At 45.7% G+C, this 12,610-nt stretch carries 10 protein-coding genes; 4 read left to right on the top strand and 6 right to left on the bottom strand.

The genetic code is table 11. The features are described from left to right. Positions 1–96: 96 nt before the first annotated feature. Positions 97–2,460 carry a 5-methyltetrahydropteroyltriglutamate--homocysteine S-methyltransferase gene (gene metE / locus AB4138_RS03510; RefSeq protein WP_372304991.1) on the bottom strand — a complete coding sequence of 788 codons (2,364 nt, stop codon included), beginning with the start codon at positions 2,458–2,460 and terminating at the stop codon, positions 97–99. 281 nt (positions 2,461–2,741) lie between these two features. Between metE and AB4138_RS03515 the strand changes: the two genes are divergently transcribed. Continuing rightward, entirely contained in the window at positions 2,742–3,653 is a 912-nt protein-coding gene (locus AB4138_RS03515) for a LysR substrate-binding domain-containing protein (RefSeq protein ID WP_372304993.1), read from the top strand. Positions 3,654–3,793: 140 nt separating this feature from the next. Here the strand turns inward: AB4138_RS03515 and AB4138_RS03520 are convergent, their stop codons facing one another. Continuing rightward, a complete protein-coding gene (locus AB4138_RS03520; RefSeq protein WP_004736508.1) occupies positions 3,794–3,994 on the bottom strand; it encodes a DUF4250 domain-containing protein in 201 nt (66 codons plus the stop codon). 132 nt (positions 3,995–4,126) lie between these two features. Next, entirely contained in the window at positions 4,127–4,807 is a 681-nt protein-coding gene (locus tag AB4138_RS03525; protein WP_372304996.1) for a hypothetical protein, read from the bottom strand. A 330-nt stretch (positions 4,808–5,137) separates the two neighbouring features. Here AB4138_RS03525 and AB4138_RS03530 point away from each other — a divergent pair, with 330 nt between their 5' ends. Continuing rightward, positions 5,138–7,435, top strand: coding sequence for a YgiQ family radical SAM protein (locus AB4138_RS03530; protein ID WP_017067347.1), 2,298 nt, complete (start codon positions 5,138–5,140; stop codon positions 7,433–7,435). Between the two features lie 85 nt (positions 7,436–7,520). Here the strand turns inward: AB4138_RS03530 and AB4138_RS03535 are convergent, their stop codons facing one another. From AB4138_RS03535 to AB4138_RS03545, 3 genes are read right to left on the bottom strand one after another with little or no spacing between them, the layout of a single operon-like run. Then, on the bottom strand, positions 7,521–7,985 hold the full coding sequence (locus AB4138_RS03535; protein WP_372304998.1) for a GtrA family protein: 465 nt from the start codon (positions 7,983–7,985) through the stop codon (positions 7,521–7,523). Then, complete coding sequence (locus AB4138_RS03540; RefSeq protein WP_372305000.1) at positions 7,972–9,459, bottom strand: ArnT family glycosyltransferase; 1,488 nt, start codon at positions 9,457–9,459, stop codon at positions 7,972–7,974. Before AB4138_RS03540 ends, AB4138_RS03535 begins: the two co-directional genes overlap by 14 nt. Beyond that, entirely contained in the window at positions 9,456–10,475 is a 1,020-nt protein-coding gene (locus AB4138_RS03545) for a glycosyltransferase family 2 protein (protein ID WP_048659621.1), read from the bottom strand. Before AB4138_RS03545 ends, AB4138_RS03540 begins: the two co-directional genes overlap by 4 nt. A gap of 125 nt (positions 10,476–10,600) precedes the next feature. On the opposite strand from AB4138_RS03545, the gene AB4138_RS03550 reads away from it, so the two are divergent. Beyond that, on the top strand, positions 10,601–11,278 hold the full coding sequence (locus tag AB4138_RS03550; protein WP_017062034.1) for a response regulator transcription factor: 678 nt from the start codon (positions 10,601–10,603) through the stop codon (positions 11,276–11,278). Continuing rightward, positions 11,275–12,573 (top strand): sensor histidine kinase, encoded by a 1,299-nt coding sequence (locus tag AB4138_RS03555; RefSeq protein ID WP_372147908.1) that lies wholly within the window; start codon positions 11,275–11,277, stop codon positions 12,571–12,573. Before AB4138_RS03550 ends, AB4138_RS03555 begins: the two co-directional genes overlap by 4 nt. Positions 12,574–12,610 lie beyond the last annotated feature (37 nt).

A 12,610-nucleotide genomic window follows, 5' to 3' on the forward strand; every position in this document is an offset into this window, starting at 1 on the left:
GCCATGCTCGGCGCACAAAACAGAAGGCCTCGCAAATGCGAGGCCTTTGTTGTGGTTCATCGTGGATTAACGGATCAATCAAAATCTTAGACTGAATTATGCCTCAGCTGATTCCCACTCTTTACGCAGTGTCTTAGTCGCCGAAACTAAGTTAGTTAGTGCGGCTTCTGTCTCTGCCCAGTTACGAGTCTTTAATCCACAATCTGGGTTCGCCCACAAACGTTCTGCTGGGATTTTTTCTGCTGCTTTCTTAAGTAAATCCACAATCCACTCTTCTGAAGGGATGTTTGGTGAGTGAATGTCATAAACGCCAGGTCCAATCGCATTCGGGTAGTTGAACTCTTCAAATGCTTTCAGCAGTTCCATGTTCGAGCGAGAAGTCTCAATGGTAATCACATCGGCATCTAGCGCGGCTACTGAATCAATGATCTCGTTGAACTCGCTGTAACACATGTGGGTATGAATCTGAGTTTCTGGTTTAGCACTTGCCGCTGAGATCTTAAAGGCATCGACCGCCCACTCTAGGTATTCTGCGTGGTCGCGCTTTTTCAATGGCAGACCTTCACGAATCGCTGGTTCATCGATTTGGATAATGTTGATGCCCGCGTCTTGCAAATCAGACACTTCATCTCGCAGCGTAAATGCCAATTGATTAGTGATCTCTTTGCGTGAAATGTCTTCACGTGGGAATGTCCAACATAAGATAGTGACTGGGCCTGTCAGCATCCCTTTCATCTGCTTCGAGGTCAGAGATTGGGCATAGGTCGACCATTCTACGGTCATCGGCTTCTCACGCTCTATATCCGCGACCACAATCGCCGGCTTCACGCAGCGTGAGCCATAGCTTTGTACCCAACCAAACTTAGTGGTTTGAAAGCCTGCTAGGTTTTCTGCAAAGTACTCCACCATGTCGTTACGTTCAGCTTCGCCATGAACAAGCACATCCAAATCCAGTGCTTCTTGACGTTTAACGGCATCCGCAATATGGCCTTTCAATGCTGTGTTATATTCCGCTTCACTCAGCTTGCCAGTGCGGTAAGCGCTACGTTGAACACGGATCTCGCCTGTCTGTGGGAATGAACCAATGGTTGTGGTTGGTAACAGCGGTAAGCCTAACACCTCAGACTGGTGCGCGGCACGTTCTGCATAAGGAGCACTACGCTCTGCTAATGCTTTGGTAATCGTGCTAAGACGAGCCTGTACTTGAGGCTTGTTCACATGAGTCGAGCTCTTACGTGCAACAATAGGTTGGCTATACGTCTCACACGCTAATATGGCATTTTGATCGCCGTCAAGCGCAGCACCCAATAAGCTAACTTCCGTGACTTTCTGTTTCGCGAAAGCAAACCAGCTTTTCACTTCATCGCTAAGTGAATCTTCTAACTCTAAGTCAACTGGGCTGTGCAGCAGCGAACATGAACTTGCGACCCAAAGCTTATCGTCTAACTTCTCTTTCACTGGTTGCAGTTTCGCTAGCTGAGTAGCCAAGTCTGCTCGCCAAACATTGCGCCCGTTGATGACACCTGCAGACAGCACCCAATCTTCAGGTAGCTTGTTCACCACTTCATCGAGTTGCTGGGGTGCGGCAGCCAAATCGATGTGTAAGCCGTTGACGGGCAGTTCCATGATTTTATCTAACGTGTCAGTCACAGAATCAAAGTACGTGGTAAGGAGTAGCTTCACATCACCTTGAATCACCTGATAAGCCAATTTGAATGAATCTGCCCACTTAGTCTCAAGTTCCAGAGAAAGGATAGGTTCATCGATTTGTACCCACTCAACGCCCAACTTGGCCAGTTTTGCCAGAATCGCTTGGTAAGCGGTAAGCAAGCGTGGAAGCAAAGTTAAACGGTCAAAGCCCTCTTCTACTTCCTTGCCGAGATATAAATAAGATAATGGGCCTAGAAGAACTGGCTTCACCTTATGCCCCGCTTTAATCGCTTCACTCACTTCGTCAAACAGTTGTGGCCAACTCACTTCAAAGGTGTCGTCTTTACTGAACTCAGGAACAATGTAGTGATAGTTAGTGTTGAACCACTTCGTCATATCTGATGCTGCTGCACCATCTTTAGCGCTTTCAGAGCCGTGCTTAGCGCCACAACAAGTTGGCTGCCTTTGAGATTGTATTTGAGTTTGAGATTGACCGCGACCAACGCGGAACAAGGTATCTAAATCTGGGAAGGCTTTTTCACCTTCTGATCCACCAGCGTGACGCTCAGGTACATGACCTAGAAGTAACGTCGTTGTTAGAACATGGTCGTACCATGCGAAGTCACCCGCAGTTGCAAAGCTTAGATTCGCCTTAGCTTGTACATTCCAGTTACGATTTCTTAGTTCGCTACCGAGTTGCTTTAAATCTGATTGGTTAATCTCACCGCGCCAGTACTTCTCTAGTGTGAATTTCAGTTCGCGTTTTTCACCAATGCGTGGGTAGCCAAGAATATGCGTTGTCGTAGTCATGAGCCTGTTCCTTATTCAATAATTGTTAGTATCTTTTCAGACCACCTATTGAAGATTACGCTTTATCAAAAAGGCGTCTGGATGGCTAAACTATCCACCCAATCTGAATAATGAACAACGTCCAAATATTCATCTTGTTTATTAAAAATATTCATCTTGAATAAACCAAAGATGAGGAACTCAAAACCATCTAGACATCTAGACGTTTACAAATGATAAAAAACCCCGTAGGGTGATTATTAAGAAATATTGAATTGGCTTAGGGAATATGAGGAATACTCATGATAGAGCTTAAACACCTTCGAACATTGACCACCTTAAGAGACAACGGCTCACTAACTGCCACTGCAACCTCTCTTCATTTGACGCAGTCGGCGCTTTCTCACCAACTGAAAGACCTTGAGGCGCGTATCGGTGGTCAGCTTTTCCTACGTAAAACTAGACCAGTTAAGTTCACCTCTGAAGGTGAGATTTTGCTTAGGCTTGCCGATGAGATACAGCCAAGAATAGCTAAAGCGGAGAACGAACTCGCGAGCCTGAAAGAGGATGTGAATGGTCGTTTGCACATGGCGATTGAATGTCACTCATGCTTCCAATGGTTAATGCCTGCTTTGAAGGAATATCAAGTGGCTTGGCCAAGCGTAACGCTAGATTTCTCGTCAGGCTTTGGGTTTGAGCCGCTACCCGCGCTAATGGCAGGCGAGCTAGATTTGGTGATCACCTCTGATATACAGCCTCGCTCTGAGGTTCACTACGAACCACTCTTTGATTTTGAGATGCGTCTCATCACTGCGATCAACTCGCCTTTGGCAGATCAAGCGAGCATTGACCCGCAAGATCTTAGCGATCTCACGATGCTCTCCTATCCAGTTCAAAAACAGCGTTTGGATGTGGTGAAGCACTTTTTACAACCTGCAGGTGTAGAACCTAAGAAGTGGAAGCAAGCAGACAATACCTTGATGTTGGTGCAAATGGTATCGGCAGGATTAGGTGTCGCGGCATTACCAAATTGGGCAATCAGTGAGTTCTCAAGACAAGGCTTGATAGCCAGCAAGCCGTTGGGCAAAGGGCTTTCAAGAAGACTGTTTGCAGCGGTAAGAAACTCAGAAAAAGACAAACGTTACCTGCAGGCTTTCTTTAGCACAGCAAGACAGCAGAGTAAGAGTCACTTAGATGGTATTGAGGTCGTTTAAGAGGTTCATTATTGAGCTAGCTTAAGCCTGTATTAAATCGGAAAGGCAAACGCCAGAAACAAAAAAAAGTCACAGATAATCTGTGACTTTTTAGTTTCAGTATCGATGATTTTCGATATCTGTTGATTCGCGAAAATAGACTATCTTGGATAAGACTTAAACTGGTTAGTCAATGGGTCGTATTGATAGCCAAGCATATCGAGCTTGCCCACGACACTTTCTATATCCATTTCATACATACTGATCAGCTCTTCAAAGCTATCGCACTCTAGGCGAAGTTTCTCATTCACGATTCCCAGCAAGATAATGCTATCGAAACCTTTGACGTTGCTTAAATCCATCTCGTACTCCTTACGAACACACCGACTAAAATTAAGTTTAGAACGCTTACCAAGGCCATGCTAAAAAACTGATCACACTTCTTAAAGAGAATGCGTGATTAATGAGCGCACGTAATTAATGAAAGTGCGCGATTAAAGTGCCCACACTGGCGTTAAACCCACAGCCGCAGCCAATAACATCAGTAACGAAACCGTCAGTTGAAGTTTTTCCGGGGTTTTAACGAACAGTAGATGCCAACACCACACCACGATAGCTGAGATTAGCAACGCAAAGCTGAACAGTAGCGTTGAAATCACTGGTTCTAGTTGAGCTTCAGACAAAGAATAGACACTCACGACTGTTGCCAAAACCACCAACATGCCCGTCAAAACACCAACAACAGGCAGAACACGGTGAAATGCCCGTAAGCGTGTTCTTGCAATCGTCAGCAGTAAATGGCCAAACGCTGAGCCTAACAGTGCCACTAGCAATACAGTAGTGATGATACCAACGGTAGTTGCTTGTTCCGTCGCTTGGATAGCAACGTAAGACAATGCCAAACCACAAGCTAAGTACATCACCCAAATAGGGCCAGAATCGCGTGTCTTCTTAGTTTGAACTTGAGAATAGAAATAAAAGATCGCAAACACGACCAGAAAGGCTTCAATTTTTACTGAGGCAACGGCAAGCCACAGCACGCCAATCGCAGGTAACATCTTGTGGATACGACCACGCTGCCCCGGACAAATATCCCCTTTCACCAAGATGAGGGTTAAGATCAGTTGGGCTCCTAAAAGCATCGGAGCAAATTGTACTAATAACGTTTCGACCATTGTGGATCTACTTCTTCAGACTTATTTTCGCGAATAATATCAAAAACTGCTGCGAACACTAATCAAAATCACAAATTAGCGACGTTATTCAAGGCTTCAACTATGCTGTTGTATGGTTCTTTTGTCGCCATTTACCGTAAAAAGACGAAAGACACCAGAACTAACAGGGGCATGTTCTACTGGCTAGTCTAGGCTCATGCCGCTATAATTCCCGCCTCAAAAATCAGAGGTTGAAATATGTACAGCGATATCACTCCTATTCACGAACACAAAAAATACTGGGCCGAGTGCTACGGAACTGCACCCTTTTTGCCTACCAGTAGAAAGGAGATGGATGCTCTTGGATGGGATAGCTGTGACATTATTATTGTAACTGGTGACGCTTATGTCGATCACCCGAGCTTTGGTATGGCTATCATCGGCCGTCTGCTTGAAGCTCAAGGTTTCCGCGTGGGCATTATTGCTCAACCAAAGTGGGACAATAAAGATGCCTTCATGAAGCTAGGTAAACCTAACCTATTCTTCGGCATCACAGCGGGTAACATGGACTCCATGATCAACCGCTACACCTCTGATCGCAAATTACGTCACGATGATGCTTATACTCCGAACAATGAAGGTGGCAAGCGTCCTGATCGTGCAACTCTGGTTTATTCTCAACGTTGTCGTGAAGCTTACAAAGGCACGCCAATCGTGCTTGGTGGTATTGAAGCGAGCTTACGTCGTGTAGCTCACTACGACTACTGGTCAGATAAAGTTCGCCGCTCTGTATTGTTTGATGCAAAAGCTGACATTCTTCTTTTTGGTAACGCTGAACGTGCACTGGTTGAAGTAGCACACCGCATTGCCGATGGTGAAGACATGTCTACGCTGACCAATATCCGCGGTACTGCTATCAATCTTCCTGCGGCCCCTGAAGGCTTCAAGATCATTGACTCTTCTCGTATCGAAAAGCCGAACAAAGCGTATGTTCCGGTTAACCCGTACGAAGTTGAAACTCAGTGTGATACCAAGAAAGACGAAAAAGAAGAAGTAAAAGCGCAACCTATTACTATTCGCCCTTCTCGTCACGATGCAAAAACTACAGCGGTTCGTATCCCAGGTTACGAAAAGCTAAACAATGACCGTATTCTTTACGCTCACGCTAGTCGTATTCTGCACCTTGAGACAAACCCGTACTCAGGTCGTGCTCTGATTCAACGTCACGGTGATCGCGAGCTTTGGATTAACCAAGCGCCTATTCCATTGACCACAGAAGAGATGGACTACGTGTTTGGCCTTGCGTACAAGCGTGTTCCGCACCCGATGTACGGCAAAGCGAAAATCCCAGCATACGACATGATCAAAACCTCGGTTAACATCATGCGTGGTTGTTTTGGTGGTTGTTCTTTCTGTTCAATCACAGAGCACGAAGGTCGCATCATTCAGAACCGTTCGAAAGAATCTATCTTGGATGAGATCGAAGACATTAAAGATAAAGTACCGGGCTTCACAGGTACTATTTCTGACTTGGGCGGCCCAACGGCGAACATGTACCGTTTAGGTTGTTCAGATCCAAAAGCTGAAATTAACTGTCGTCGTCCATCATGTGTGTTCCCGAAAATCTGTGAAAAGCTAAACACAGACCATCAACACACTATCGACCTGTACCGCTCTGCGAGAAAAGTACCGGGTGTTAAGAAGATCATGATCGCTTCTGGTGTACGTTACGACTTAGCGATTGAATCTCCAGAATACGTTCGTGAGCTTGTGACTCACCACGTTGGTGGTTACTTGAAGATTGCTCCAGAGCATACTGAAAAAGGCCCACTGGATCTGATGATGAAGCCGGGCATGGGCACTTACGATCGTTTCAAAGAGATGTTCGAGAAGTACAGCGCTGAAGCCGGTAAGAAACAGTACTTAATTCCTTACTTTATCTCTGCTCACCCGGGCACAGAAGATGAAGACATGCTTAACCTAGCAATGTGGCTGAAAAAGCACAACTACGAGTGTGACCAAGTACAGAACTTCTACCCATCGCCAATGTGTAATGCAACGTCGATGTACTACTCAGAGACTAACCCTCTGAAACGCGTGAAATATAAGAAGCGTGAAGATGTTCCTGTGCCGAAAGGTGATCGTCAACGTCGTCTGCATAAAGCACTGCTTCGTTACCACGATCCTGAAAACTGGAAAATCATCCGTGAAGCACTGATCAGCATGGGTAAACAGCACCTAATTGGTGATAAAGCAAACTGCCTAGTACCAGCAGAAGACTTTGATGCACAAACACCAGCACAACGTCGTAAGTCTGGTCGTCACGGTTCACAGCGCTTTGCTACTAAGCACAGCAAGTCTCAGCCAGGTCTTGGTGGCGAAAGCCCACGTAACCACTCTGGTAAGAAACCGGGTGGCAAGAAGCCGAATGGTAACGGCAACGGTAGCCAAGGTAATGCTAACCAAGGTGGCGGTAATGGCAATGCTCGTAAACCAGCGACTGGCTTCATTAAGAAAGGTCCTGGTGGTCAGCAATCACAAGGTAATGGCGGCGGAAATGGCAAACCAAACCGTAACAAAGCGGGCAATGGTCAAGGTGGCAAACCTGCAAGTAACGGCAAGAACCGCCAGCGCGCAGCACAACGCTAATATCGCGAACCGATTGACTTCGCTATCGTAAAAACACAAAGCGCAGCTATTTAGCTGCGCTTTTTTGTGTCTGTTACAAGATAGCCTAACGAGCAAACACCCAATACTGACTAAGCAAATAGTTACTGACCATGCCCACCAAGATGCCAACCGCCATTGCGATAAACACTGCCCCAGTAAATGCAGGCAGCAATTCAGTCATCAACTTAAAGCACAGCAAATTAGGTATCGCCGATATTGATGCAGAGAACATGAACTTTTGCCATTGAATCAGCTTTTCGGACCAATTCCCCTGCCCTTTGAATTCAAAGGTCAACACTCGATTTCCAAACCAGGTTGTCGTTGCTGCAACGATGAAAGAGCCAATTCGAGCACTCATTAACGGCAGCCCAATAACGTAATGCAGCAACGCAAACACGGCACAATCGACAACAAAGCCACTCGCCCCCACCGTAGCGAATTTAATCATCTTATGATGAGGTTGTAGTTTTTGGTTTAGCACGTCGAACTTGTGGCTAAACAGTCTCGATGACGAGTTAAAATTGAACATCGCCATCACTTCGAATATGGCTCAACGATAGATTTGGTTTGATGTTTTGGCTATGACAACTAAATAGAGCGCGCTTGATCTTCACCGTCGGCTCTAAAATACAGGTCAACGCATTGTCTTTAATCTTGGTTTCCACTTCCGCTCTTTTACCAATCAGATAGAACTTGTCGATACCATCTAACTGCTTAACATCAAGTAGCTTTTTCGCTTGTCCATGACTGTAAAATTGCCCAGAGAACGGTCGTTTACCGATGTAAAAGCTCGGCGCTTCATCCGTGATCTGCTCGAAGATAATACGGTCACTTTTCTCGTTCGCTTTGCCTAAGTTGAGGTAGACCATTGCAATCATTAGCAACACAGGTAGCACTAAAGCCACACTCGAGAACCACTTCTTATCTTTTTCTACTACAAGCGTTGCCACCAGCAAGCCAAGGGCTGGAATACCCGGTAGGACGTAAGCTGGAAGAATATTACCCGCCATAGTGAAAAGAATTAGAGGAGAGACCAACCAACACACAAGGAATAAAAACAACCCACTATGTTCAGCGTTAACTTCTGCGATTTTCTTACGACGGGCGAAAGTCAAAATAGGCAACACAATCGACCACGGCGCAGCCGCTTGAATCCAGAAAATCCAAATCATGCCTCTTGCTTGGTCATGGGCAGAACCGTATAAATCGCCCTCCCAACCACTCACAACAAAACGCTTAAAGTGCTCGCCAACAATAAAGTAATCAATAAAACCCGGTGTTGCCATTTCAGCCATGATGTACCACGGCAAAGCAATCGCTAGCATCACGCCTAAGCCTGACAACAGTGGAAAGCGTTGCCATAACACTTTAAAAGCGCCAAAAAATCCATGTTGCAATACTAACCAAGGGAAAACGGCGATACCCATAATCACAATCGCTACCGGCCCTTTTGCCAGCAAGCCTAGTGCTAAGCCAATGAAACCGACATAGCCCCAAGACCGATTAGTCTTCGCGCTCCCTTCTCCCTTCGAACCCTCTCCTCCTAACCAACATAGGTAGAAACCTAACATGGCTATGGTCATCGCTAACGTTAATGCCATGTCAGTCATAACAGCACCCGCCGCGATAGAGAAAATCCCACATGTCGCCAATACCACGGCCGCCACCAAGGCACTTTGTCCGGTGCGCTTAGCCATGCACGCAACCAACAAAATCGTCGCAAAACCTGCTAACCAGTGTGGCGCACGCACAGCAAACTCACTCAAACCAAACAGCTCAATCCCAGCCGCACTCATCCATGTGAACAACGGTGGTTTACCCCAGAAAGGGATGCCGTAATCAAATTGAGGGGTTAACCAATTGCCGGTTTCTACCATCAAGCGAGCCATTTCTCCATAGCGCGCTTCCGTAGTATCCATTAAAGGGTATGTCGCCAGAGATAAGAGCCTTAGAACCAATGCAAAAGCCAACAAATACCATAGGTGCGTTCGGTTCAGGCTCATGCTGACTCCTCTAATTTAAAATGTGTTTTTAATGCTGGGGTATCGACCACCGATTGAATCAGATACAAAGGGCGATTCTTGGTTTCAATGAAAATACGACCTATGTACTCTCCCATTAAACCAATACACAACAGTTGGATACCGCCAAGGGCAAGCTGTACGACCATCATTGACGGATAGCCCGTGATGGGCTCACCAAACATCATGGTTTTGAACACGATGAAGACGCCATACACGAAAGCAGTAAGTGCCACTAAGCCACCAACGGCCGTCGCAATACGCAGTGGGCGGATAGAGAATGAAGTGATGCCATCCATCGCCAAGCCAACCAGCTTCAAGTAGTTCCACTTGGTCTCGCCACAAAAGCGCGCGTCGCGCTTAAACTGAATCGTTGCTTGCCTAAAACCCGGCCATGAGAAAATACCTTTCATGTAGCGATTACGTTCAGGAAGTTGATTGATATGGTCGACGACTTCACGGCTCAACAGTCTGAAATCACCGACATTTTCAGGAACATCGATTTTCGCAGCCACATTCATGACTTTGTAAAAGCTCGCCGCTGAAAACTTCTTAAACCACGTTTCACCATCACGCTGGCTGCGCTGCATATTCACAACGTCATAGCCTTCGCGCCACTTGGCAACCATTTGTGGGATCAGCTCCGGCGGATCTTGCAGGTCTGCGTCTAACAAGATCACCGCTTGTCCTCGGCAATGCTCAAGGCCAGCACTCATGGCTGACTCTTTACCAAAGTTACGGCTTAAACCAATCACCGAGATTGAGCTGTTGATTGAAGTGAATGAACTCACCAAGTCCAAGCTGTTGTCTTTGCTGCCATCGTCGACATAAACAATCTCACTCGTGATCGGTAAGCTATCAAGCACCTTGGTAAGGCGAGAGTGGAACTCTTCCAATACCTCTTGTTCATCGTAAAAAGGCACAATGATAGACAAAGAGACCGCAGGATTGATCTGCGATGTAGATATCTTAGGGCGGCTAATATGAAGTTCAGACATAATACGTTCTTCTATTTTTTAATCTGCAGCCAATCTACCCTCCCATAAGTGAAAGTTATGTTATTGACATATTTTTCACGCTCACTCAGGATAATGTTACTGTCTATTTCTGTATGAGAATCAAAATGAAACGAGTTCTATTAGTCGAAGATAACCGTGAAATTGCAGGTGTATTGTTTGATTATTTTGAGTGTATTGGCATGGAACTCGATTACGCAGACAACGGTGAACTTGGCCTACAACTCGCGTTGGAAAACTCATTTGATATCATCATATTGGATCTAATGTTACCGAGAATGGACGGCCTAACGGTTTGTAATAAACTGCGAGACCAAGGTAACGCGACACCTATTTTGATGCTGACCGCCTTAGATAGCCGAGAAGATATGCTGAAAGGCTTTGAACACGGTGCCGATGATTACCTAACCAAGCCTTTCGATTTGGATATTTTAGAAGCGAGAATGAACGCACTGGTTCGTCGTTACCGAGGAAAGGTGGCGTCTTCTAAATTGCAGTTTGATGAACTCACCATCGACCAAAAAACGCGTAAAGCCTACCGTCAAGATAAGCTGCTCGCACTCAACCCAACCACTTACACCATACTTGAGATGCTGTGCCAAAGCGCACCTGAAGTAGTCACTCGTGAAGCTATTTCCTACAAGTTATGGGAAGAAAACGAGCCCAACAATGATGTGTTGCGCAGTCACATTTATCAGTTACGTAATCAACTCGACAAGCCTTTCGACACTCAGATGTTAATTACGGTGCCTAAAGTTGGCTTCCGATTGGAGCCATCGAATTGATTTCAAATGTTCTTACAAGCACAAAAACCCTAACGGGCCGCTTAGCGGTTTTCTTTGGGTTAATGGCCGTAATTGTGTCGGCATTTGTCTATGTGGTATTTATCACAGCCCTGTACTTGTCGGAAGACCGCGTGGGTGAAAGACGCATCCTAATTGACCGCAACTATGCAGTCGGGTTATTCCAGTCAGGTGAAAGTGGAGAGCTTCGTATTGATGACCTGACTATCGCTTACAACGATCTTTCCTATCTACCGAAAAAGTATTTAAAGTATATTGAAGGCAAAGAAAATTTCATTGGTGAGGTCGGTGAAGATCCAGAATCTCGCATGGTCTATGTAGGCGAGTATACTCATGAAGGTAGAACTCACCCTATTGTTCTGCTTTCTGAAATAGACCGTGTCGAGCTTAGTGTCTTTGAGCTCGTTTATGCCACCACATTTGTATTAGCCCTTCTCTCTATTCTAATATTCAGCTTCGGAGCTCTGCTCTATCGGTTGTCTAAACGGCTGATTGAGCCCTTCAACTCCCTGTCTGAACAGCTTGAATCCAATAAGCTCAATCTAAACGAAGAATTTGGAGTGAATGACGATGCGGCGGTGGAGTTTCGTCAGTTGACGGATCAACTCAATCAATACAGAAGAGAAATCAATTCTCTAGTAAAACGCGAGCAAGCTTTCGCACGCTACTCAAGTCATGAACTAAGAACTCCGTTGACTGTTGCTCGTGGTGCCAACAAACTGTTACTGAGAAGCGAAACAACCGAATTTCAATCTCGTCAGGTTGAACGTATTGATGAAGCCATTGTTCAAATGTCTGAAATGGTCGATGCACTGCTTGGTTTAGTTCGTTATGAAAGAAACAGTGACGATGCACCGCTGCGCTTGTTTAGTCAGCAAGAGTTAGAAGCTATCGTTTCCAAGAATTCATTACAGGCGGATGAGAAGCAAGTCGAGATATCCTTACACATTCAATCAGAGCCGACCATTCAAGCCACCAGCGCGATCATGAATATGTTGGTCGGCAATTTATTGAGGAATGCCATTGCAGCGACCAATAGTGGCACTGTCACGGTTACCCTGTCCGAACAGAGTATTGTGATTGAAGACCAAGGTGAAGGCCTTCAGGAACAATACAATCCGAATGGTCATGGATTAGGTTTATTGATTGTCGAGGACTTGTGTCAACGCTTCCAGTGGGGCTTTGAATTGGTCAATCGCAGCTGTGGTGGATGTACCGCTAAAATCACCTTTCAAACCGATATATCCGCATCAATCTCAGAGCAAATGAATTCATAGTTCGAGGCTCAATATCGAACGAAAACTTGATTTAGTT

The sequence above is a fragment of the Vibrio sp. 10N.286.52.C3 genome, assembly GCF_041468865.1.
In the GTDB taxonomy this organism is placed as follows: Bacteria; Pseudomonadota; Gammaproteobacteria; order Enterobacterales; family Vibrionaceae; genus Vibrio; species Vibrio crassostreae_C.

Excerpts from the sequence above, each read along its gene's own strand:
- AB4138_RS03550 (WP_017062034.1), top strand. The coding sequence starts at position 10,601 with ATGAAACGAGTTCTATTAGTCGAAGATAACCGTGAAATTGCAGGTGTA.
- AB4138_RS03545 (WP_048659621.1), bottom strand. The coding sequence starts at position 10,475 with ATGTCTGAACTTCATATTAGCCGCCCTAAGATATCTACATCGCAGATC.
- AB4138_RS03540 (WP_372305000.1), bottom strand. The coding sequence starts at position 9,459 with ATGAGCCTGAACCGAACGCACCTATGGTATTTGTTGGCTTTTGCATTG.
- AB4138_RS03525 (WP_372304996.1), bottom strand. The coding sequence starts at position 4,807 with ATGGTCGAAACGTTATTAGTACAATTTGCTCCGATGCTTTTAGGAGCC.
- AB4138_RS03535 (WP_372304998.1), bottom strand. The coding sequence starts at position 7,985 with ATGTTCAATTTTAACTCGTCATCGAGACTGTTTAGCCACAAGTTCGAC.
- AB4138_RS03520 (WP_004736508.1), bottom strand. The coding sequence starts at position 3,994 with ATGGATTTAAGCAACGTCAAAGGTTTCGATAGCATTATCTTGCTGGGA.
- AB4138_RS03530 (WP_017067347.1), top strand. The coding sequence starts at position 5,138 with ATGGATGCTCTTGGATGGGATAGCTGTGACATTATTATTGTAACTGGT.
- metE (WP_372304991.1), bottom strand. The coding sequence starts at position 2,460 with ATGACTACGACAACGCATATTCTTGGCTACCCACGCATTGGTGAAAAA.
- AB4138_RS03515 (WP_372304993.1), top strand. The coding sequence starts at position 2,742 with ATGATAGAGCTTAAACACCTTCGAACATTGACCACCTTAAGAGACAAC.